Source organism: Escherichia sp. WS3227_2 (assembly GCF_046486495.1).
GTDB classification, from domain to species: domain Bacteria; phylum Pseudomonadota; class Gammaproteobacteria; order Enterobacterales; family Enterobacteriaceae; genus Escherichia; species Escherichia coli.
This window is the reverse complement of record NZ_JBJQLG010000001.1, coordinates 138,939-162,671: the sequence shown is the minus strand read 5'-3', so window position 1 is coordinate 162,671 and position 23,733 is coordinate 138,939. Positions and strand designations below refer to the sequence as shown.

The 23,733-nt window shown below is 49.7% G+C and carries 17 protein-coding genes, 1 pseudogene and 1 CRISPR repeat array; of the genes and pseudogenes, 13 read left to right on the top strand and 5 right to left on the bottom strand.

The window, feature by feature from the left end:
• The first annotated feature begins 269 nt into the window (after window positions 1-269).
• The 3 genes from gudP to gudD are packed head-to-tail and all read left to right on the top strand — an operon-like array spanning window position 270 to window position 4,325.
• Entirely contained in the window at window positions 270-1,622 is a 1,353-nt protein-coding gene (gudP, locus tag ACJHXB_RS00820; RefSeq protein WP_000097071.1) for a galactarate/glucarate/glycerate transporter GudP, read from the top strand.
• Window position 1,623: 1 nt separating this feature from the next.
• Complete coding sequence (locus tag ACJHXB_RS00815) at window positions 1,624-2,964, top strand: enolase C-terminal domain-like protein (protein WP_001551566.1); 1,341 nt, start codon at window positions 1,624-1,626, stop codon at window positions 2,962-2,964.
• Window positions 2,965-2,984: 20 nt separating this feature from the next.
• Window positions 2,985-4,325, top strand: coding sequence for a glucarate dehydratase (gudD, locus tag ACJHXB_RS00810; protein ID WP_000098256.1), 1,341 nt, complete (start codon window positions 2,985-2,987; stop codon window positions 4,323-4,325).
• A gap of 230 nt (window positions 4,326-4,555) precedes the next feature.
• On the opposite strand, the gene barA is transcribed toward gudD, so the two are convergent.
• The gene (barA, locus tag ACJHXB_RS00805) at window positions 4,556-7,300 is read right to left on the bottom strand and encodes a two-component sensor histidine kinase BarA (protein ID WP_137524766.1); all 2,745 of its coding nucleotides are present in this window, start codon (window positions 7,298-7,300) and stop codon (window positions 4,556-4,558) included.
• 56 nt (window positions 7,301-7,356) lie between these two features.
• On the opposite strand from barA, the gene rlmD reads away from it, so the two are divergent.
• The 7 genes from rlmD (at window position 7,357) to eno (ending at window position 15,714) form a co-directional block, all read left to right on the top strand.
• Window positions 7,357-8,658, top strand: coding sequence for a 23S rRNA (uracil(1939)-C(5))-methyltransferase RlmD (gene rlmD, locus ACJHXB_RS00800; RefSeq protein WP_000046786.1), 1,302 nt, complete (start codon window positions 7,357-7,359; stop codon window positions 8,656-8,658).
• A 47-nt stretch (window positions 8,659-8,705) separates the two neighbouring features.
• On the top strand, window positions 8,706-10,940 hold the full coding sequence (gene relA, locus ACJHXB_RS00795; RefSeq protein ID WP_000226799.1) for a GTP diphosphokinase: 2,235 nt from the start codon (window positions 8,706-8,708) through the stop codon (window positions 10,938-10,940).
• A 77-nt stretch (window positions 10,941-11,017) separates the two neighbouring features.
• Window positions 11,018-11,266, top strand: coding sequence for a type II toxin-antitoxin system antitoxin MazE (mazE, locus tag ACJHXB_RS00790; protein ID WP_000581937.1), 249 nt, complete (start codon window positions 11,018-11,020; stop codon window positions 11,264-11,266).
• On the top strand, window positions 11,266-11,601 hold the full coding sequence (mazF, locus tag ACJHXB_RS00785; protein ID WP_000254736.1) for an endoribonuclease MazF: 336 nt from the start codon (window positions 11,266-11,268) through the stop codon (window positions 11,599-11,601). Before mazE ends, mazF begins: the two co-directional genes overlap by 1 nt.
• A gap of 70 nt (window positions 11,602-11,671) precedes the next feature.
• Complete coding sequence (gene mazG, locus ACJHXB_RS00780; protein WP_001071667.1) at window positions 11,672-12,463, top strand: nucleoside triphosphate pyrophosphohydrolase; 792 nt, start codon at window positions 11,672-11,674, stop codon at window positions 12,461-12,463.
• A gap of 227 nt (window positions 12,464-12,690) precedes the next feature.
• Window positions 12,691-14,328, top strand: a complete 1,638-nt coding sequence (gene pyrG, locus ACJHXB_RS00775; RefSeq protein ID WP_000210878.1) for a glutamine hydrolyzing CTP synthase — start codon at window positions 12,691-12,693, stop codon at window positions 14,326-14,328.
• Window positions 14,329-14,415: 87 nt separating this feature from the next.
• Window positions 14,416-15,714 carry a phosphopyruvate hydratase gene (gene eno / locus ACJHXB_RS00770; RefSeq protein WP_000036723.1) on the top strand — a complete coding sequence of 433 codons (1,299 nt, stop codon included), beginning with the start codon at window positions 14,416-14,418 and terminating at the stop codon, window positions 15,712-15,714.
• A 59-nt stretch (window positions 15,715-15,773) separates the two neighbouring features.
• On the opposite strand, the gene ACJHXB_RS00765 is transcribed toward eno, so the two are convergent.
• Together ACJHXB_RS00765 and ACJHXB_RS00760 are read right to left on the bottom strand one after the other, a co-directional pair.
• Window positions 15,774-16,646, bottom strand: a complete 873-nt coding sequence (locus ACJHXB_RS00765; RefSeq protein WP_001268474.1) for a TPM domain-containing protein — start codon at window positions 16,644-16,646, stop codon at window positions 15,774-15,776.
• 13 nt (window positions 16,647-16,659) lie between these two features.
• Window positions 16,660-16,801 (bottom strand): annotated as a pseudogene (locus tag ACJHXB_RS00760) (hypothetical protein).
• A gap of 138 nt (window positions 16,802-16,939) precedes the next feature.
• Here ACJHXB_RS00760 and queE point away from each other — a divergent pair.
• Window positions 16,940-17,611, top strand: coding sequence for a 7-carboxy-7-deazaguanine synthase QueE (queE, locus tag ACJHXB_RS00755; protein WP_001199984.1), 672 nt, complete (start codon window positions 16,940-16,942; stop codon window positions 17,609-17,611).
• Window positions 17,612-17,950: 339 nt separating this feature from the next.
• Window positions 17,951-18,223: direct repeats of the CRISPR family, unit length 29 nt; unit sequence GAGTTCCCCGCGCGAGCGGGGATAAACCG.
• A gap of 45 nt (window positions 18,224-18,268) precedes the next feature.
• Here the strand turns inward: queE and ACJHXB_RS00750 are convergent.
• Window positions 18,269-19,747 carry an FGGY-family carbohydrate kinase gene (locus ACJHXB_RS00750; protein ID WP_000039707.1) on the bottom strand — a complete coding sequence of 493 codons (1,479 nt, stop codon included), beginning with the start codon at window positions 19,745-19,747 and terminating at the stop codon, window positions 18,269-18,271.
• A 26-nt stretch (window positions 19,748-19,773) separates the two neighbouring features.
• Window positions 19,774-21,051 (bottom strand): MFS transporter, encoded by a 1,278-nt coding sequence (locus ACJHXB_RS00745; protein ID WP_001164519.1) that lies wholly within the window; start codon window positions 21,049-21,051, stop codon window positions 19,774-19,776.
• Window positions 21,052-21,369: 318 nt separating this feature from the next.
• Between ACJHXB_RS00745 and ACJHXB_RS00740 the strand changes: the two genes are divergently transcribed.
• Both ACJHXB_RS00740 and ACJHXB_RS00735 read left to right on the top strand, forming a co-directional pair.
• Complete coding sequence (locus ACJHXB_RS00740) at window positions 21,370-22,155, top strand: SDR family oxidoreductase (RefSeq protein ID WP_001469277.1); 786 nt, start codon at window positions 21,370-21,372, stop codon at window positions 22,153-22,155.
• Between the two features lie 69 nt (window positions 22,156-22,224).
• Window positions 22,225-23,679 carry an FAD-binding oxidoreductase gene (locus ACJHXB_RS00735; RefSeq protein ID WP_000059296.1) on the top strand — a complete coding sequence of 485 codons (1,455 nt, stop codon included), beginning with the start codon at window positions 22,225-22,227 and terminating at the stop codon, window positions 23,677-23,679.
• The last annotated feature ends 54 nt before the right edge of the window (window positions 23,680-23,733 follow it).

The window sequence follows — 23,733 nt, the reverse complement described above, 5'->3', positions numbered from 1 at the left end:
CTTGTTCTTGTTTTCATTTCCGTGAAGTGGATTCCACCGTCCAGGGCTAATGCCAAAATCGGGCCTCATTGAACGCATTAATGTTGTGTTGTTGCACGGTGAGCCGCTATGGCGCGCTTTTTATACTGCTATTGCCAGATATAAACACGCGCCGTATTCGGCGAACGACCTATAAAAACGGCAAAAAACACCCTACGTCACCTCTGATTTCCTGGCGATGTCGCAGTCCAGAGTGAGCGTGGCTAACGCGAATTTTCAGGAGTGCAACAATGAGTTCTTTAAGTCAGGCTGCGAGCAGTGTGGAAAAACGCACAAATGCTCGTTACTGGATAGTGGTGATGTTGTTTATCGTCACATCCTTCAACTACGGCGACCGCGCTACGCTTTCTATTGCCGGTTCGGAAATGGCCAAAGATATCGGCCTTGATCCCGTGGGAATGGGCTATGTGTTCTCTGCTTTCTCATGGGCTTATGTTATCGGACAGATCCCTGGTGGTTGGTTGCTGGATCGTTTTGGTTCAAAACGCGTCTACTTCTGGTCGATCTTTATCTGGTCGATGTTTACCTTGCTGCAAGGCTTCGTCGATATTTTTAGTGGATTCGGCATTATCGTTGCCCTGTTTACTCTGCGCTTCCTGGTCGGGCTTGCTGAAGCGCCATCTTTCCCCGGCAACAGTCGCATTGTTGCGGCCTGGTTTCCGGCGCAGGAAAGGGGAACGGCGGTGTCTATTTTTAACTCCGCTCAATACTTCGCAACGGTGATCTTCGCGCCGATTATGGGCTGGCTGACTCATGAAGTGGGCTGGTCACACGTCTTCTTCTTTATGGGCGGTCTGGGCATTGTCATCAGCTTTTTCTGGCTGAAAGTCATCCACGAGCCAAATCAACATCCGGGTGTAAATCAGAAAGAGCTGGAGTACATCGCCGCGGGTGGCGCGCTGATCAATATGGATCAGCAAAACACCAAAGTTAAAGTACCGTTCAGCGTGAAGTGGGGGCAGATCAAACAGCTGCTAGGGTCACGGATGATGATCGGCGTTTATATCGGTCAGTACTGTATCAACGCCCTGACTTACTTCTTTATTACCTGGTTCCCGGTTTATCTGGTGCAGGCACGCGGGATGTCGATTCTGAAAGCGGGCTTTGTGGCTTCCGTTCCGGCGGTTTGCGGTTTTATCGGCGGTGTGCTGGGTGGGATTATTTCCGACTGGCTGATGCGCCGCACGGGATCGCTGAACATTGCGCGTAAAACACCGATCGTAATGGGCATGTTGCTGTCGATGGTGATGGTGTTCTGCAACTACGTCAACGTTGAGTGGATGATCATCGGCTTTATGGCGCTGGCCTTCTTCGGTAAGGGCATCGGGGCGCTGGGTTGGGCAGTAATGGCAGATACCGCGCCAAAAGAGATCAGCGGTCTTTCCGGTGGCCTGTTCAACATGTTCGGTAACATTTCTGGCATCGTCACGCCAATCGCAATTGGTTATATCGTTGGCACGACTGGCTCGTTTAATGGGGCGCTGATTTATGTTGGTGTTCATGCCTTAATCGCGGTACTGAGCTACCTGGTGCTGGTGGGCGATATCAAGCGTATCGAGCTGAAACCTGTCGCGGGGCAATAAGATGACGACACAATCCAGTCCTGTTATTACTGATATGAAAGTCATTCCGGTCGCCGGGCACGATAGCATGTTGCTTAATATTGGTGGGGCGCATAACGCATATTTCACTCGCAATATTGTGGTACTCACCGATAACGCCGGGCATACCGGCATTGGTGAAGCGCCAGGCGGAGAGGTGATTTATCAGACGCTTGTCGATGCTATTCCGATGGTGTTGGGCCAGGAAGTTGCGCGCCTGAATAAAGTGGTTCAGCAGGTGCATAAAGGTAATCAGGCAGCCGATTTTGATACCTTCGGCAAAGGTGCCTGGACTTTTGAATTGCGCGTTAATGCCGTGGCGGCGCTGGAAGCCGCCTTGCTTGACCTGCTAGGTAAGGCGCTGAATGTTCCGGTCTGCGAACTGTTGGGGCCAGGCAAGCAACGCGAGGCTATTACCGTCCTCGGTTATCTGTTTTATATCGGTGATCGGACCAAAACCGATCTTCCTTATCTGGAAAATACGCCGGGCAACCATGAGTGGTATCAGTTGCGCCATCAGAAAGCGATGAACAGCGAAGCCGTTGTGCGTCTGGCGGAAGCTTCACAGGATCGTTATGGCTTTAAAGATTTCAAACTTAAGGGCGGAGTGTTACCTGGCGAGCAAGAAATCGACACTGTTCGTGCATTGAAGAAACGCTTCCCGGATGCGCGGATTACCGTTGATCCCAACGGTGCATGGCTGCTTGATGAAGCCATTTCTTTGTGCAAAGGGCTGAATGATGTTCTTACCTATGCCGAAGATCCATGCGGCGCAGAACAGGGTTTCTCCGGTCGTGAAGTGATGGCGGAGTTTCGGCGGGCGACCGGCTTGCCCGTCGCGACTAACATGATCGCCACCAACTGGCGTGAAATGGGTCATGCGGTAATGCTCAATGCAGTAGATATTCCACTTGCCGATCCGCACTTCTGGACGCTTTCCGGTGCAGTCCGCGTGGCGCAGCTTTGCGACGACTGGGGGCTGACCTGGGGCTGTCATTCCAACAACCACTTTGATATCTCTCTGGCGATGTTTACCCATGTGGGTGCGGCGGCACCGGGTAATCCTACCGCTATCGATACCCACTGGATTTGGCAGGAGGGAGATTGTCGCCTGACCCAAAATCCGCTGGAGATTAAAAACGGAAAAATTGCAGTTCCTGATGCGCCCGGTCTGGGCGTGGAACTGGACTGGGAGCAGGTACAAAAGGCGCATGAGGCCTATAAACGTCTGCCTGGCGGTGCGCGTAACGACGCGGGCCCGATGCAGTACCTGATCCCCGGCTGGACCTTTGACCGTAAACGTCCCGTTTTCGGCCGTCATTGATTTTGAAAAAGGACATAAATATGAGTTCTCAATTTACGACGCCTGTTGTTACTGAAATGCAGGTCATCCCGGTGGCGGGCCATGACAGTATGCTGATGAATCTGAGTGGTGCACACGCACCGTTCTTCACGCGTAATATTGTGATTATCAAAGATAATTCTGGTCACACCGGCGTAGGGGAAATTCCCGGCGGCGAGAAAATCCGTAAAACGCTGGAAGATGCGATTCCGCTAGTGGTGGGTAAAACGCTGGGTGAATACAAAAACGTTCTGACGCTGGTGCGTAATACATTTGCCGATCGTGATGCCGGCGGGCGCGGTTTGCAGACATTTGACCTGCGGACCACTATTCATGTGGTTACCGGGATAGAAGCGGCAATGCTGGATCTGCTGGGGCAGCATCTGGGGGTTAACGTGGCATCGCTGCTGGGCGATGGTCAACAGCGTAGCGAAGTCGAAATGCTCGGTTATCTGTTCTTCGTCGGTAATCGCAAAGCCACACCGCTGCCGTATCAAAGCCAGCCGGATGACTCATGTGACTGGTATCGCCTGCGTCACGAAGAAGCGATGACGCCGGATGCGGTGGTGCGCCTGGCGGAAGCGGCATATGAAAAATATGGCTTCAACGATTTCAAACTGAAGGGCGGTGTACTGGCCGGGGAAGAAGAAGCAGAATCTATTGTGGCACTGGCGCAACGCTTCCCGCAGGCGCGTATTACCCTCGATCCTAACGGTGCCTGGTCGCTGAACGAAGCGATTAAAATCGGTAAATACCTGAAAGGTTCGCTGGCTTATGCAGAAGATCCGTGTGGTGCGGAGCAAGGTTTTTCCGGGCGTGAAGTGATGGCAGAGTTCCGCCGCGCGACAGGTCTGCCGACTGCAACCAATATGATCGCCACCGACTGGCGGCAGATGGGCCATACGCTCTCGTTACAATCCGTTGATATCCCGCTGGCGGATCCGCATTTCTGGACGATGCAAGGTTCGGTACGTGTGGCGCAAATGTGCCATGAATTTGGCCTGACCTGGGGTTCACACTCTAACAACCACTTCGATATTTCCCTGGCGATGTTTACCCATGTAGCCGCTGCTGCACCGGGTAAAATTACTGCTATTGATACGCACTGGATCTGGCAGGAAGGCAATCAGCGTCTGACCAAAGAACCGTTTGAGATCAAAGGCGGGCTGGTACAGGTGCCGCAAAAACCAGGATTGGGCGTAGAAATCGATATGGATCAGGTGATGAAAGCCCACGAGCTGTATCAGAAACACGGGCTTGGCGCGCGTGACGATGCAATGGGAATGCAGTATCTGATTCCTGGCTGGACGTTCGATAACAAGCGTCCGTGCATGGTGCGTTAAGACAGAAAACCAAAACCGGCTCTGTCAGGAGCCGGTTTGAGACTGATGCCAAACGCAAAATTGCCTGTTGCGCTACGTATCAGGCCAACATACTTTTTAATTCATTGAATTTAATTGGTTTTGTAGGCCGGATAAGGCGTTAACGCCGCATCCGGAATAAACACAGGCACTTTGTCACCAATCTGAAACCAGCGTCATAAAAAGCCGATTGCTACTCGACAAGACGTCCGTTACCCGAGAATTTTGCTGGCTTCGCGCGCTACATTATCCATCTCGTCCAACAGTTCCAGCAGCTCCGGCTCCAAATCTTCTTCTTTAGTACCGCTACGTAGCTGTTGTTCGATCAGTTGGCAGAGATTCTTCATACGCGGCACACCGCTATAGCCGCAACTGCCATGCAGTTTATGAATCAAATCAACCAGGCCTTCCGGGTTTTCTCCAACCAGCTGTTCCTCAACTTTGTTGCGAACTTCAGGCAGGAAATCGAGTAACATTTGCAGCATATCGCGCGCTAAATCGGTTTTTCCTGCTGCCTGGCGTAGTGCCAGTTGCCAGTCGAGGGTCGCATTCGGGTTCACCACAATTTCGTTGACTTCGGGCGTCACGACGCGAGAGGAAATACCGCTGCCAGGCTTGTAGCGCAACAACAAATTATGCAATCGCTCTTCTTCAATCGGTTTCGCCAGATAATCGCTCATCCCTGCGCCAAGCAGCTTCTCTTTTTGCCCGGCCATTGCATGCGCCGTTACCGCGATAACTGGCGTTTGTTGCTGATGGGGGAGCTGGTGGATGAGTTCGCAGGCCCGAATGCCGTCCATGTCCGGCATTTGAATATCCATTAAGATCAAATCGAACGGCATCTGTTTCGCCCGTTCAACCGCCTGATGCCCGCTATCGCAAAGTTCCACATGTTGCACCATATCTTCCAGCAATGCGCCGATAAGTTTCAGGTTAGCGGGGTTGTCATCAACCGCCATGACTGTCATTGCCAGCTTACTTTCATCGGTTACAGGCAAAAGCGTGTTTTGTTTGTGATGACAAAATTCCGTCAGGGCAGGTAACAGGCGCGTAGGTGTTAATGGTTTCAGCAGACACGCGCCGATACCATCTTGCTTAAGTTTTTCAGCATTGACTTGTGCATGGCAAGGAAGTGCCAGCATCAGGAAATCGGTCATCGATACCGCTTTCGCTAATCGCTCATGTTGCATTGTTAACGGCTCGCGGAAGGTCACCGCGATGCCTAACAACATCATGTCGTAATGCGCGGGAGGCAGCGCGGAGAACGTTGGGCTATAAACCACTTCCAGCGGCGTTTCACTTAAAATATCCAGCGTGCATTGCGCTGCTGCGGAGTTTGGTTCGACATAGGCCAGGCGCTTGCCGGCTAGGCACTGGGTGGATGGCCCTTCGATAATAATGTTCGGGTTCAGATCGAGATTAATGTGGAACCAGAAAGTTGAACCGCGATTCGGCTGGCTATGGAACGAAATATCGCCGCCCATTTCATTAACCAGTTTTTGTGTAATCACCAGCCCCAGCCCGGTGCCACCATGACGGCGGGAAATACTGGCATCAGCCTGTCGGAAGGCCTGGAATAAGCGCGATTGATCGCGTTCAGGAATACCAATGCCGGTATCCCGAATCTGCACTTTAGTATTACTCAGCGCACGTTTTTCTACCAGAATATCAATGTTGCCATTCTCGGTGAATTTAATTGCATTCCCCACCAGGTTAGTGATGATTTGCTGTAATCGCAGTGGGTCGCCGATCACGTTATCGGGCACGTCGCTCTTAATATTGAGCGTCAGTTCCAACCCTTTATCGTGAGAAGAATGTGCCAGCAGGGTAACGACTTCATCCAGCGTGCTGCGTAGTGGGAATGGAATACTTTCCAGAATCAGCTTACCTGCTTCCAGTTTCGAGAAGTCGAGAACATCATTAATAATTGCCAGCAAATTATTTGCCGAACGTTCAATCGTATTCAGGTGATCGCGCTGTGTTGGTGTTAATTCTGTTTTCAGCGTCAGGCGGGTAAAGCCAATAACACCATTCAGTGGTGTACGCAGCTCGTGTGACATATTTGCAAGAAACTCGGATTTAATACGCGCCGCTTCCTGGGCGCGCTTTTTCGCCAGATCCAACTCAACGTTCTGAATTTCCATCTGCTCCAGCGTTTCACGCAGATCGGACGTCGCCTGGTCGATATTGTGCTGCATCTCTTCGTGATAAGCAGCCAGCGACATTGCCATCGAGTTGATACCGTTTTTCAGCATATCCAGCTCGCCGAGCATAAATCCTTCCACCCGGCTGTCGAGTTGCCCGCGACGGATGCGGTCGACGGTATTCACCATATTGCGAATCGGACCGGTTACATCGCGCATTAAGCGCCAGCCAAAAATAAGCGCAATACCGATACAAAACAGCATCATCACGCTGGAAATAAAGATCTCTTTATATTGCTGCAAGCGAACCGATTTAAGATCCAGCTCCAGCGCAATATATCCCAGCATATTTTGACTATTTTTGGCATCGCTACTGGGCGATTCGTCGGGGGAGTAACTCTCAGAAATAATCGGCGTGCGGAGGATCATAATATCGCCGTCACGGGTGACAGTGAGCTGGCGAGGAAACGGCACGTTGCTGCCGAGCTGCATTGATGAGGGATCAAGATGAAAATTGGAGGTGACAAAGAGTCGATTATTTTCATCATAAACCGAAATCGCGCGAACAATATCGGAATGGCGACGATGCAGTACGCTTATTAACTGACCGATAGATTCGCGATTTTGCAGGCTCATGCCATATTCAGTAGAAACTGCAAGCGGCTCAATAATGCTGGCTCCGGCATCTTCCAGTTGACGCTGCAAGTCGTTATAGCGATGCACAACGAAAAAGATACTCAGCAATAAACCAATAAGGACGGTCGGTGCCAGGATCAGAATCATCATGCGTGCGCGCAGGCTGTAGTTGGTCATGGAGTTCCGTTATGGGACAATTAAGGTCACACTGTTAAATTGAGAAAGTCTCGCCAATGGCGCAATTCTACTCTGCAAAACGACGCACGACGACGCGTCAGATCATAACTGTTTCAGTCAACGACCTCGACTCTTTTGGTCAGGGCGTGGCACGACATAACGGCAAAGCGTTATTTATTCCTGGATTATTGCCACAGGAAAACGCGGAAGTTACTGTTACTGAAGATAAAAAACAATACGCCCGCGCTAAAGTCGTGCGCCGGTTAAGCGATAGCCCGGAACGCGAAACGCCACGCTGCCCTCATTTTGGCGTATGCGGCGGCTGTCAGCAACAACACGCCAGCGTGGATTTACAGCAGCGAAGCAAAAGTGCGGCACTCGCCCGATTAATGAAACACGAAGTCTCTGAAGTGATCGCCGATGTTCCCTGGGGCTATCGCCGTCGCGCGCGTTTAAGTCTGAACTACTTACCGAAAACACAGCAACTTCAGATGGGGTTTCGCAAAGCGGGCTCCAGTGACATTGTCGACGTTAAACAATGCCCCATTTTAGTGCCCCAACTTGAAGCATTGCTGCCCAAAGTCAGGGCATGCCTGGACAGCTTACAAGCTATGCGCCATCTTGGTCATGTTGAACTGGTACAGGCAACCAGCGGCACGCTGATGATTTTGCGCCATACCGCACCGCTAAGTTCGGCTGATCGCGAAAAACTGGAACGCTTTTCGCATTCTGAAGGCCTGGATCTGTATCTCGCCCCCGATAGTGAGATACTCGAAACCGTCGCTGGTGAGATGCCCTGGTATGACTCAAACGGGTTGCGCTTAACTTTTAGCCCGCGCGATTTTATTCAGGTCAATGCGGGTGTGAACCAAAAAATGGTAGCGCGTGCGTTGGAATGGCTGGATGTGCAACCTGAAGATCGCGTACTGGATTTGTTCTGCGGTATGGGCAACTTTACACTGCCATTAGCGACACAAGCTGCCAGTGTGGTGGGTGTAGAAGGTGTTCCGGCGCTGGTGGAAAAAGGCCAGCAGAATGCGCGTCTTAATGGCTTACACAATGTGACGTTTTATCACGAAAATCTTGAAGAAGATGTCACAAAGCAGCCGTGGGCGAAAAACGGCTTCGATAAAGTGTTGCTGGACCCGGCGCGAGCAGGTGCCGCAGGTGTTATGCAGCAAATTATAAAACTGGAACCTATTCGTATAGTTTATGTATCCTGTAACCCTGCAACGCTGGCTCGGGATAGCGAAGCGTTATTAAAAGCAGGATATACCATTGCGCGACTGGCGATGCTGGATATGTTCCCACACACGGGACATCTGGAATCGATGGTACTTTTCTCGCGCGTTAAATAGTTGCGATTTGCCGATTTCGGCAGGTCTGGTCCCTAAAGGAGAGGACGATGGTTGCGGTAAGAAGTGCACATATCAATAAGGCTGGTGAATTTGATCCGGAAAAATGGATCGCAAGTCTGGGTATTACCAGCCAGAAGTCGTGTGAGTGCTTAGCCGAAACCTGGGCGTATTGTCTGCAACAGACGCAGGGGCATCCGGATGCCAGTCTGTTATTGTGGCGTGGTGTTGAGATGGTGGAGATCCTCTCGACATTAAGTATGGACATTGACACGCTGCGGGCGGCGCTGCTGTTCCCTCTGGCGGATGCCAACGTAGTCAGCGAAGATGTGCTGCGTGAGTGCGTCGGTAAGTCGGTCGTTAACCTTATTCACGGCGTGCGTGATATGGCGGCGATCCGCCAGCTGAAAGCGACGCATACCGATTCTGTTTCCTCCGAACAGGTCGATAACGTTCGCCGGATGTTATTGGCGATGGTCGATGATTTTCGCTGCGTGGTCATCAAACTGGCAGAGCGTATTGCTCATCTGCGCGAAGTAAAAGACGCGCCGGAAGATGAACGCGTACTGGCGGCAAAAGAGTGCACCAATATCTACGCGCCGTTGGCGAACCGTCTTGGGATTGGACAACTGAAATGGGAGCTGGAAGATTACTGCTTCCGTTATCTCCACCCGACCGAATACAAACGCATCGCAAAACTGCTGCATGAACGCCGTCTCGACCGCGAACACTATATCGAAGAGTTTGTCGGCCATCTGCGCGCTGAGATGAAAGCTGAAGGCGTTAAAGCTGAAGTGTATGGTCGTCCGAAACACATCTACAGCATCTGGCGCAAAATGCAGAAAAAGAACCTCGCCTTCGATGAGCTGTTTGATGTGCGTGCGGTACGTATTGTCGCCGAGCGTTTACAGGATTGTTATGCCGCACTGGGGATAGTGCACACTCACTATCGCCACCTGCCGGATGAGTTTGACGATTACGTCGCTAACCCGAAACCAAACGGTTATCAGTCTATTCATACCGTGGTTCTGGGACCAGGTGGCAAAACCGTAGAGATCCAAATCCGCACCAAACAGATGCATGAAGATGCAGAGTTGGGTGTTGCTGCGCACTGGAAATATAAAGAGGGCGCGGCAGCTGGCGGCGCACGTTCGGGACATGAAGACCGAATTGCCTGGCTGCGTAAACTGATTGCGTGGCAGGAAGAGATGGCTGATTCCGGCGAAATGCTCGACGAAGTACGCAGCCAGGTCTTTGACGACCGGGTGTACGTCTTTACGCCGAAAGGTGACGTCGTTGATTTGCCTGCGGGATCAACGCCGCTGGACTTCGCTTACCACATCCACAGTGATGTCGGGCACCGCTGCATCGGGGCAAAAATAGGCGGGCGCATTGTGCCGTTCACCTACCAGCTGCAGATGGGAGACCAGATTGAAATTATTACCCAGAAACAGCCGAACCCCAGCCGTGACTGGTTAAACCCAAACCTCGGTTACGTCACAACCAGCCGTGGGCGTTCGAAAATTCACGCCTGGTTCCGTAAACAGGACCGTGACAAAAACATTCTGGCTGGGCGGCAAATCCTTGACGACGAGCTGGAACATCTGGGGATCAGCCTGAAAGAAGCAGAAAAACATCTGCTGCCGCGTTACAACTTCAATGATGTCGACGAGTTGCTGGCGGCAATTGGTGGCGGGGATATCCGTCTCAATCAGATGGTGAACTTCCTGCAATCGCAATTTAATAAGCCGAGTGCCGAAGAGCAGGATGCCGCCGCGCTGAAGCAACTTCAGCAAAAAAGCTATACGCCGCAAAACCGCAGTAAAGATAACGGTCGTGTGGTGGTTGAAGGGGTCGGTAACCTGATGCACCACATCGCGCGCTGCTGTCAGCCGATTCCTGGTGATGAAATTGTTGGTTTCATTACTCAGGGACGCGGTATTTCAGTGCATCGTGCAGACTGTGAGCAACTGGCGGAACTGCGCTCCCATGCGCCAGAACGCATTGTTGACGCGGTATGGGGCGAGAGCTACTCCGCCGGATATTCGCTGGTGGTCCGCGTGGTGGCTAATGATCGTAGTGGGTTGTTACGTGATATCACGACCATTCTCGCCAACGAGAAGGTGAACGTACTTGGCGTTGCCAGCCGTAGCGACACCAAACAGCAACTGGCGACCATCGACATGACCATTGAGATTTACAATCTGCAAGTGCTGGGCCGCGTGCTGGGTAAACTCAATCAGGTGCCAGACGTTATCGACGCGCGTCGGTTGCACGGGAGTTAGGCCGAAATTAGCTCGTATCTACAATGTAGATTGATATATACTGTATCTACATATGATAGCGGTTTGAGGAAAGGGTTATGATCCACAGTAGCGTAAAGCGTTGGGGAAATTCACCAGCGGTGCGGATCCCGGCTACGTTAATGCAGGCGCTCAATCTGAATATTGATGATGAAGTGAAGATTGACCTGGTGGATGGCAAATTAATTATTGAGCCAGTGCGTAAAGAGCCCGTATTTACGCTTGCTGAACTGGTCAACGACATCACGCCGGAAAACCTCCACGAGAATATCGACTGGGGAGAGCCGAAAGATAAGGAAGTCTGGTAATGGTAAGCCGATACGTACCCGATATGGGCGATCTGATTTGGGTTGATTTTGACCCGACAAAAGGTAGCGAGCAAGCCGGACATCGTCCGGCTGTTGTCCTGAGTCCGTTCATGTACAACAACAAAACAGGTATGTGTCTGTGTGTTCCTTGTACAACGCAATCAAAAGGATATCCGTTCGAAGTTGTTCTATCCGGTCAGGAACGTGATGGCGTAGCGTTAGCTGATCAGGTAAAAAGTATCGCCTGGCGGGCAAGAGGAGCAACGAAGAAAGGAAAGGTTGCCCCAGAGGAATTACAGCTCATTAAAGCCAAAATTAACGTGCTGATTGGGTAGTGTTACTTACTCACTTCTATTCTGGTCACAGGTTTCCACCTGACAGACCCGCAATTTTCAGGACAATTCAATGAATCAAATCGACCGTTTGCTCACTATTATGCAGCGCCTGCGCGACCCGGAAAACGGCTGCCCGTGGGATAAAGAGCAGACATTTGCCACCATTGCGCCTTACACCCTTGAAGAAACCTACGAAGTGCTGGACGCCATTGCCCGTGAAGATTTTGACGATCTGCGCGGTGAACTCGGCGATCTGCTGTTCCAGGTGGTGTTTTACGCACAAATGGCCCAGGAAGAAGGGCGCTTTGACTTTAATGATATTTGCGCCGCGATCAGCGATAAATTAGAACGTCGCCATCCGCATGTTTTTGCTGACAGTTCTGCCGGAAACAGCCGCGAAGTTCTCGCCCGTTGGGAGGAGATCAAAACCGAAGAGCGCGCGCAAAAAGCGCAGCATTCGGCGCTGGACGATATTCCTCGTAGTTTACCCGCCTTAATGCGCGCACAAAAAATCCAGAAACGTTGCGCCAACGTTGGCTTCGACTGGACGACGCTTGGCCCGGTAGTCGATAAAGTCTACGAAGAGATCGATGAGGTGATGTACGAAGCGCGGCAGGCTGTTGTCGACCAGGCTAAACTGGAGGAGGAAATGGGTGACCTGCTGTTTGCCACAGTCAATCTGGCTCGTCATTTAGGGACAAAAGCGGAAATCGCATTGCAAAAAGCGAACGAAAAATTCGAGCGTCGTTTTCGCGAAGTGGAGCGTATTGTTGCCGCGCGTGGACTGGAAATGACAGGTGTTGACCTCGAAACAATGGAAGAAGTCTGGCAACAGGTAAAACGGCAGGAAATTGATCTCTAAGGGAATTACGCGGTCAAGCGCCATTTGTGTCATTTTTTAAATGACAAGCGCTTGATTTGCGTCAAAAACATTTACCCCAAAGGGGCTATTTTCTCACTCCTGATTTCAATAGTGCGCTGGCGAAGAGGAGGGATAATGAAAGTTTGTGGCACAGGTCATGTTCGGGTATACTGCTTTCCCGTCCTGGTTATTCCATCGTCTTTTCAACCTAACTTCTCAGGTTCAGCATGACAACGAACTATATTTTTGTGACCGGCGGGGTCGTATCCTCTCTGGGTAAAGGCATTGCCGCAGCCTCCCTCGCAGCCATTCTTGAAGCCCGTGGCCTCAATGTGACCATCATGAAACTGGATCCGTACATCAACGTCGATCCAGGTACTATGAGCCCAATCCAACACGGGGAAGTGTTCGTTACTGAAGACGGCGCTGAAACCGACCTGGACCTGGGGCACTACGAGCGTTTCATTCGTACCAAAATGAGCCGCCGCAACAACTTCACCACGGGTCGTATCTACTCTGACGTTCTGCGTAAAGAACGCCGCGGTGACTACCTCGGCGCAACCGTACAGGTTATTCCGCACATCACTAACGCTATCAAAGAGCGCGTGCTGGAAGGCGGCGAAGGTCATGACGTGGTACTGGTCGAAATCGGCGGTACAGTAGGTGATATCGAATCCCTGCCGTTCCTCGAAGCGATTCGCCAGATGGCTGTTGAAATTGGCCGTGAGCACACCCTGTTTATGCACCTGACGCTGGTGCCGTACATGGCAGCGTCTGGTGAAGTCAAAACCAAACCGACTCAGCACTCTGTAAAAGAGCTGCTCTCCATCGGTATCCAGCCTGACATCCTGATTTGTCGTTCAGATCGCGCCGTTCCGGCGAACGAACGTGCGAAGATTGCATTGTTCTGTAATGTTCCGGAAAAAGCGGTTATTTCTCTGAAAGACGTCGATTCCATCTATAAAATTCCGGGCCTGTTGAAATCGCAGGGGCTGGACGATTATATTTGTAAACGATTCAGCTTAAACTGCCCGGAAGCGAATCTGTCCGAATGGGAACAGGTTATCTTCGAAGAAGCGAATCCGGTAAGTGAAGTCACCATTGGTATGGTCGGCAAGTACATTGAACTGCCGGACGCTTACAAATCCGTGATCGAAGCACTGAAACACGGTGGGCTGAAGAATCGTGTCAGCGTCAACATCAAACTGATCGATTCACAAGATGTTGAAACGCGCGGCGTTGAAATCCTTAAAGGTCTGGACGCAATCCTCGTACCTGGCGGTTTCGGCTATCGTGGCGTAGAAGGCATGATTACGACCGCGCGTTTTGCGCGTGAGAATAATATTCCTTATCTGGGCATTTGCCTGGGTATGCAGGTGGCGTTAATTGATTACGCTCGCCATGTTGCCAACATGGAGAACGCCAACTCTACGGAATTTGTGCCAGACTGTAAGTACCCGGTTGTGGCGCTGATTACCGAGTGGCGCGATGAAAACGGCAACGTTGAAGTTCGTAGCGAGAAGAGCGATCTCGGCGGTACCATGCGTCTCGGCGCACAGCAGTGCCAGTTGGTTGACGATAGCTTGGTTCGCCAGCTGTACAATGCGCCGACAATTGTTGAGCGTCATCGTCACCGTTACGAAGTCAACAACATGCTGTTGAAACAGATTGAAGATGCAGGTCTGCGCGTTGCGGGCCGTTCCGGGGATGATCAGTTGGTCGAGATCATCGAAGTTCCGAATCACCCGTGGTTCGTGGCTTGCCAGTTCCATCCGGAGTTTACTTCTACTCCACGTGATGGTCACCCGCTGTTTGCAGGCTTTGTGAAAGCCGCCAGCGAGTTCCAGAAACGTCAGGCGAAGTAAGTAAAAAAGTTAGAACGGCAACGCGTACCCTGGGTACGCGTTGTTTGTCTGGAGTTTCAGTTTAACTAGTGACTTGAGGAAAACCTAATGTCCAAAATCGTAAAAATCATCGGTCGTGAAATCATCGACTCCCGTGGTAACCCGACTGTTGAAGCCGAAGTACATCTGGAGGGTGGTTTCGTCGGTATGGCAGCTGCTCCGTCAGGTGCTTCTACTGGTTCCCGTGAAGCTCTGGAACTGCGCGATGGCGACAAATCCCGTTTCCTGGGTAAAGGCGTAACCAAAGCTGTTGCTGCGGTAAACGGCCCGATCGCTCAGGCACTGATTGGCAAAGATGCCAAAGATCAGGCTGGCATTGACAAGATCATGATCGACCTGGACGGCACCGAAAACAAATCCAAATTCGGCGCGAACGCAATCCTGGCTGTATCTCTGGCTAACGCCAAAGCTGCTGCTGCCGCTAAAGGCATGCCGCTGTACGAGCACATCGCTGAACTGAACGGCACTCCGGGCAAATACTCCATGCCGGTTCCGATGATGAACATCATCAACGGTGGTGAGCACGCTGACAACAACGTTGATATCCAGGAATTCATGATTCAGCCGGTTGGCGCGAAAACTGTGAAAGAAGCCATCCGCATGGGTTCTGAAGTTTTCCATCACCTGGCAAAAGTTCTGAAAGCGAAAGGCATGAACACTGCTGTTGGTGACGAAGGTGGCTATGCGCCGAACCTGGGTTCCAACGCTGAAGCTCTGGCTGTTATCGCTGAAGCTGTTAAAGCTGCTGGTTATGAACTGGGCAAAGACATCACTCTGGCGATGGACTGCGCAGCTTCTGAATTCTACAAAGATGGTAAATACGTTCTGGCTGGCGAAGGCAACAAAGCGTTCACCTCTGAAGAATTCACTCACTTCCTGGAAGAACTGACCAAACAGTACCCGATCGTTTCTATCGAAGACGGTCTGGACGAATCTGACTGGGACGGTTTCGCATACCAGACCAAAGTTCTGGGCGACAAAATCCAGCTGGTTGGTGACGACCTGTTCGTAACCAACACCAAGATCCTGAAAGAAGGTATCGAAAAAGGTATCGCTAACTCCATCCTGATCAAATTCAACCAGATCGGTTCTCTGACCGAAACTCTGGCTGCAATCAAGATGGCGAAAGACGCTGGCTACACTGCAGTAATCTCTCACCGTTCTGGCGAAACTGAAGATGCTACCATCGCTGACCTGGCTGTTGGTACTGCTGCAGGCCAGATCAAAACTGGTTCTATGAGCCGTTCTGACCGTGTTGCTAAATACAACCAGCTGATTCGTATCGAAGAAGCTCTGGGCGAAAAAGCACCGTACAACGGTCGTAAAGAGATCAAAGGCCAGGCATAAGTCTGACTTTATCTGATTTAAAAATGCCAGCCTTCGGGCTGGCATTTTTTATGGTTGAGTTACCAGCGACCGGACGCGCCGCCACCGCCAGAAGAACCGCCCCCGCCGCTAAATCCGCCGCCACTTGAGCCGCCACCGGAACCGCTGTTGTCTGAATGATAACTTCTACCAGATGCTTTTTTCTGAAGTACACATAAACAGGTAAAGACCATAATGGTGGTGAAAGTAAAAAAGAAGAAAAATACAGCAATGGAAAAAGTTTTATCGGAGAACAGGAATAAATCTAAAAGATAGATTGCTGAAATACAGACACTGCTTTTACATGCGCGACAAAAATTACTGCCTTGATGAAAAAACCAGAAAGGGAAGAACATCACTGCAAATACCCAAAAAATAGCAAAGTAATAATGATCACTGGAAGACGCTGATTCAATTTCTGAAGGATTAGCCGGATATTGGTGTTGTGAAGTGAGTTGGTTATTCAAAGCGTTTATAGCTAGCTCTAATCCCTGAGCTAATTTTTGTTGTTTAAATGCGGGTATCATGTTGCTACGGATGATATCTCCAGCCAGAGCATCGGTTACCTTTTCTTCCAGCCCATAACCTACCTGGATGCGGACAGTACGATCCGACCAGGCAACAATGATCAGTATCCCATCATTACGTTTGGCATCTCCTAAACGCCAATTGTCAAAAACCCGTGTAGCATATTTTTCAATTGTCTCGTCTTTGGTTGTGGGAACAATTAATACAGCAATTTGCACTTGGGTATTATTGAAAATAGATTCTAACTTGTACGTCAGTTCTTTCTTTTCTTGTGAGTTTAAGCTACTCGTAAGATCCGTAACTTGTTGCTGTAATGATGGGACAATAGTTGGTTGGGCTGCAACAAAGGAACACACGAATGTGAATATTGGTATGAAATAGCGCATTATAAATGTCCCATTAAAGCTGGATAAATAAATTGACGGCGGCATCGGTAATTTGAGATTCGTTATAATTAAAAACGAACACAGAAAAAATAAGTATAATTTTGGTGAATGTTTTTGACATGATTAAATCCCTTTACTTTATTTATTTCTGACATAATACGTTACTCCCTTTTATTATTAACGATCTGTTTCTCATTTTTCTTTAAACCTGCCTGTAACAGAATGTTAATAAGACATGATTGTTGTGGCAGGATCTGCAATAATTAACAATTATCCACTTCACAGAGAATGCTATGCAGTACCCGATTAACGAGATGTTCCAGACCCTGCAAGGTGAGGGTTACTTTACCGGCGTTCCCGCCATTTTTATTCGTTTACAGGGATGCCCGGTCGGCTGTGCCTGGTGCGACACCAAACACACATGGGAAAAGCTTGAGGATCGGGAAGTTTCCCTTTTCAGCATTCTGGGTAAAACGAAAGAGAGTGATAAGTGGGGAGCAGCAAGCAGTGAAGACTTACTCGCAGTCATCGGTCGTCAGGGATACACCGCGCGTCACGTGGTGATTACGGGTGGTGAACCTTGTATTCATGACTTGATGCCACTAACTGATCTGCTCGAAAAGAACGGTTTCAGTTGCCAGATAGAAACCAGCGGTACTCATGAAGTGCGTTGTACGTCGAATACCTGGGTCACCGTGTCGCCAAAGCTAAATATGCGTGGTGGTTATGAAGTATTGTCGCAAGCCCTGGAGCGAGCTAACGAAATCAAACACCCAGTTGGACGCGTACGTGATATCGAAGCACTGGATGAATTGCTTGCGACGCTGACCGATGATAAACCGCGAGTCATTGCACTGCAGCCGATTAGCCAAAAGGATGATGCCACACGTTTGTGCATTGAAACTTGCATTGCGCGTAACTGGCGTTTGTCGATGCAAACACATAAATATTTAAATATTGCCTGATTACACATTTATATGCGTTATAAATGGGTGGAACCTGTAAAGACTTCCACTCATTTATATTTTTTGTCGCCTCTGAAAACTCATCCATTTTGCCCATTCCGGACTAATCATTGTCATTCTCTACAAATTCTGTGGCGTTAATTTTTCTCTGAGGTGAAAATTATTACGTCGGAGTTTGGTAGATTTTAGTTTGTATAGAGTTATTTTAAATATTTACCTTTTCAATCAATGGATTAAGTGCTCTTTAACATAATAGATGTGTTGTTTGTGTGATACTGTAAAGTTGGTAGATTGTGACTGGCTTAAAAAATCATTAATTAATAATAGGTTATGTTTAGAGAGTTCCCCGCGCGAGCGGGGATAAACCGCGCGCAATGCTGCATTATTTGTGTCGGGCTGGGAGTTCCCCGCGCGAGCGGGGATAAACCGAATACGCATTAAAATGTTTGCAAGCCGCAAACGAGTTCCCCGCGCGAGCGGGGATAAACCGACAATCCCACGCCGATAATCTCTATACAGCAAGAGTTCCCCGCGCGAGCGGGGATAAACCGGATAGGTGTTACACATATGACCAGGCACTGGCGAGTTCCCCGCGTCAGCGGGGATAACCATTCAGGTATGTTCAGGCCGGGCAGTTTCCCGCCCGGCCTTCCTCACTTACGCATTCGACCAGCTCTGGATCGAATCTTCATTCCCCAGCTCACCATGCATCACTTCATACGATTTTTTCAGGATCACATCAGTGTGCTTGGTTAGGTCTTTGAAAATGCCTTTATTCATCGCGTCGTAGCGTTTGGCGTTGCTCTCAACAGGCATAAAGATATCTTTCACGCGAACCATTTTGTCGACAGCCGTTGCGTAATCCGGGTATAGCCCCAGACCTACCGCCGTATTAATCGCTGCCCCCAGACTTGCACAACCATTAATGGCGTTACGGCGTGCCGGAAGGTTGAACACGTCGGCAAAAATCTGCATAAACAGATCGCTGTTCGAACCGCCGCCAGTAATGATCACATGCTTTGCAAAGTGATTCATTTCATTACACATATTGTCGTAATTGTTCTTCAGCGTCAGCGCCACGCTTTCCAGTATCGAACGATATATCCATGCGTAATCCATGCTGGAATCAAAGCCGATCATAATCCCGCGTTTGTACGGTTCCCACGGATTGGTCAGCCAGTCCAGCACCGTCATCAGACCATTACAGCCAGGCGGCACACAAGACGCTTTTTTGTTGAGCAAATCTTCCGGTGAAAGATCCTGTGCTTTGGCATCCTGAATTAACGACTCGCCTAACATGTCGCGCAGCCAGCTCACTGTCCACATGCCTTTGCGGATACCGTAACCTTCATACAGCAATGTTTGCGGAATAGAAGACATAATCGGCCAGTACGCTACCGGATCTTTCGGCAGTGCTTTGCCGTTCATCATCAACGCGATGTAAGTGCCAAGAGAAATTACCGTAGTTTCATCATCCAGTAACCCGGCTCCCAGTGCTTCTACCGGTTTATCACTGGTGGTACAAACAACCGGCAGCCCAGCCGGGAAATGTGTCGCCAGCGCGGCTTGTGGTGTGATATGTCCGAGGACGGTGCCAGGCATTTGCACATCAAACAGCATATGACGGGGGATATTAAACTTATCCATTACCGCAGCCTCTTCGCTCCATGCCCAGCTCTTATAATCCACCGGCCACTGACCAAAATAGTTGGCGATATTATCTTTAAACTCGCCGGTTAAGCGATGCGTCAGATAACCCGAAAAAGAGGTGACATATGCCACGTCAGGATTCGTATGTTCGTAAGGGCGTGTAACGCGAGCATCCTGCCAGCTAATCAACGGCGCAGCTGGCGTGCCATCGGCTTTCAATAACGCACGGCAGCAACGGATGGATCCCAGACCAATACCGACAATATCTTCTTTATTTCCGGCAAACTGACTCATCAAATCGTGACCGGCAAAACATAATGATGCCCATAAATCGTCGTCAGGATGTTCTGCAGTATCGGCATCTGGCGTGTGCATCGGCTGTAATAAGCCTTTGCCTTCGCAAACCACGTTACCTTCCAGATCGTACATCACCACTTTTGTGCTCTGACTTCCGCCATCAATCCCTATGATGTATTTTTTCGACATGATTTTTCTCCTGTAATTTTCTGGACTTACTTGCTGCTAGCCATAGCAGGGGCGCTATCAGCAGTACGAATTTTTTGGAACAGCAAAAAGGTAAAGACGATCACCATGGCAAGCGCCGCCATGCCCATCAGCCACATATTGCGGTAGGCTTCTGCAGCGGGCAGGGTGTCTTGCCAGTAGCCGATAATCGGGTAAACGAAGACATCCGGCAGGAATCCAATCACCGAACAAATACCTACCGTGGTGCCCATAATGTAAGACGGTGTTCTCGCTTCGCCAGGGCAGGCCCAGTACAGCCCGCGTGAGGCGTAACAGGTGAATCCCAGCAGTAAAATCAGGCCAATCCCCATCGCGACCGATTGCGGGTTAGAGTTCGTGACGAGCAGGGCAGTTAACGCCAGCAAGCCGAGTACGGAAAGGATTTGGATCACGCGGGTAGGGGATTTCACTTTGCTGTAGGTGGTGATAATGCCACCAAGTGGGCCGCACAGCGCGCGGAAGATTTTGTTGATCACAATCCCCATGTAGCTCGCCGCCACCAGCGACATGCCGTACATTTCGGTCAGATAGTTGGTGGAGTAACTCAGAATGGCGTAGATGGTGAAGACACCAAAAATCACCATGCTGCAATACCAGGTGGTTCTGATGCGCAAAACGGCCAGGATGTCGCTAAGCTGGAATGAATGTTTTTCTTCGTTATTGGTATTGCGCAGGTTGTTGTTATCGCTAACAAAAAACCAACACAAAATGCCCAGCAGAATGTAAACCACACTATAGATAATAATGACCGTTTTCAGGCTGGCGCTGTCATCCGGTGCAAAGCGAGAAAAGACCCACATGGTAAACACCGCCAGCGACATTACACCGACGCCGCGCAGCCCTTCCATCCAGCCCATAATTTTCCCTTGCTCGCTATGATCGCCCAGCAACGAGGCGGCTTTAATCGACACCGACCACAGCATTAAAATCGTCGTTATCGCAAAGGCGACCTGAATACAGAGCATTACCCACAGCGGTGGATATGTTGCCATTAACAGACCCAGTAATCCGGTAATGATCATCGCGGAAGTAATCATTTTGCGGTGTGAAAATTTATCGGCAATAACGCCGCTGGGGGCATAAAGAATAATAGCCGCAATACCAAAGGTACTCATTATTAAACCTATCTCGGTATTGCTGAATCCCATAAATTTCGCCATGGGAATTTGATAAATATAACGTAAATAAGCCAGGTCGAAACTAACGCCGCCGCTAAAACTAATTATCGCGAGGGTTATCCAACGGCGACATGAGTTGTGTTGCATATCGTATTCCCATTTGTAATAGACAAAAAAAAGAGAAAAGTAAGCCGCCCTTTCAGGTGGATTACTTTTCTCAGGTCTCTAGTAATTGCAATAAGAAATAACATGGAAAGCAGTGGTGTTGTGTGAGAGTAATCACGCTTCTGCTTTTTAAAATTATTTGACAATTCGAATATCACACTGTGATTACGATCACATTAGCGATTATGCCCTTATGATAAAAATTATCTCCAGTTACCAGAGATAATGAGAAAGGTAACTTCCCTCTCGCGGGGGAAGTTACCTTTCTTTTTTTTTGCCTTACGGAAATTGGAGCTAACTATGTCAATCGAATCTCTCAATGCGTTCTCAATGGATTTTTTCTCCCTGAAAGGTAAAACCGCAATTGTTACCGGCGGGAATAGCGGTTTAGGCCAGGCATTTGCCATGGCGCTGGCCAAAGCAGGCGCAAATATCTTTATTCCAAGCTTCGTCAAAGATAACGGCGAAACAAAGGAAATGATTGAAAAACAGGGTGTTGAAGTAGACTTCATGCAGGTGGATATCACCGCAAAAGGCGCGCCGCAGAAGATAATCGCCGCCTGTTGCGAACGTTTCGGTACCGTCGATATTCTGGTTAACAATGCCGGTATTTGTAAGCTGAATAAGGTGCTGGACTTCGGTCGTGCCGACTGGGATCCAATGATTGATGTGAACCTGACCGCCGCATTCGAGTTAAGCTATGAAGCTGCAAAAATTATGATCCCGCAGAAAAGCGGTAAAATCATTAATATCTGTTCATTGTTCTCTTACTTAGGTGGACAATGGTCACCTGCTTATTCTGCCACTAAACATGCTCTTGCCGGATTCACCAAAGCCTATTGCGATGAATTAGGTCAATATAATATTCAGGTGAATGGTATTGCCCCGGGATATTACGCTACCGATATCACTCTGGCGACCCGTAGTAATCCAGAAACTAACCAGCGCGTTCTTGATCATATTCCGGCAAACCGTTGGGGCGATACTCAGGATTTAATGGGCGCAGCCGTATTCCTCGCAAGTCCGGCTTCAAATTATGTTAACGGGCATTTATTAGTGGTCGATGGCGGTTATTTAGTGCGCTAATCCATAACGGTGGTTTCTGTTTTCTCTTATTAATGATTATTCCATTTTTATTATCAGGAAGGAATTACTATGTCTTTATCTCGCGCAGCGATTGTCGACCAGCTAAAGGAAATTGTTGGTGCAGATCGCGTAATTACCGATGAAACAGTATTAAAGAAAAACAGTATTGACCGTTTTCGTAAATTTCCGGATATTCATGGTATTTATACTTTGCCGATTCCGGCAGCGGTCGTAAAACTCGGTTCCACAGAACAAGTCTCCCGTGTGCTGAATTTTATGAATGCGCACAAAATTAACGGTGTGCCGCGTACCGGCGCTTCCGCCACTGAAGGTGGGCTGGAAACCGTTGTGGAAAACTCGGTGGTGCTCGACGGCTCCGCCATGAATCAAATCATTAATATTGATATTGAGAATATGCAGGCGACGGCGCAATGTGGCGTTCCGCTGGAGGTGCTGGAAAACGCGTTGCGTGAAAAAGGTTACACCACGGGGCATTCTCCGCAGTCAAAGCCGCTGGCGCAGATGGGCGGCCTGGTAGCAACCCGCAGTATCGGGCAGTTCTCCACACTCTACGGCGCAATCGAAGATATGGTCGTTGGTCTGGAAGCAGTATTGGCTGATGGCACCGTAACACGCATTAAAAACGTACCACGCCGCGCGGCAGGCCCGGACATTCGTCACATCATCATCGGCAACGAAGGTGCATTGTGCTATATCACTGAAGTAACTGTGAAAATCTTTAAGTTCACCCCGGAAAACAACCTCTTCTACGGCTATATCCTGGAAGACATGAAAACCGGCTTCAACATCCTGCGTGAAATCATGGTGGAAGGGTATCGTCCGTCGATCGCTCGTTTGTATGACGCTGAAGATGGCACCCAACACTTCACCCATTTTGCCGATGGTAAATGTGTGCTGATCTTTATGGCTGAAGGTAACCCTCGCATTGCGAAGGCGACAGGCGAAGGGATTGCGGAAATCGTGGCACGTTACCCGCAATGCCAGCGAGTGGACAGCAAGCTGATCGAAACCTGGTTTAATCACCTGAACTGGGGGCCGGATAAAGTGGCCGCTGAACGTGTGCAGATCCTCAAAACCGGCAACATGGGCTTTACCACCGAAGTGTCCGGCTGCTGGAGCTGCATCCACGAAATCTACGAAAGCGTTATTAACCGTATTCGTACCGAGTTCCCGCACGCCGACGACATCACCATGCTGGGCGGTCACTCCTCTCACAGCTACCAGAACGGCACCAACATGTACTTCGTTTACGACTACAACGTTGTCGACTGTAAGCCGGAAGAGGAAATCGACAAGTACCACAATCCGCTCAACAAAATCATCTGCGAAGAAACCATTCGCCTCGGCGGTTCGATGGTGCACCACCACGGTATTGGTAAACATCGCGTTCACTGGAGCAAACTGGAACACGGCAGCGCGTGGACGTTGCTGGAAGGTCTGAAAAAACAGTTCGATCCTAACGGCATTATGAATACGGGTACTATCTATCCGATTGAAAAATAATGTGTGAGGCAGCGTTCCGCTATGAGGGGCGTTGCCTTTTCGGCTTCTCAGGCG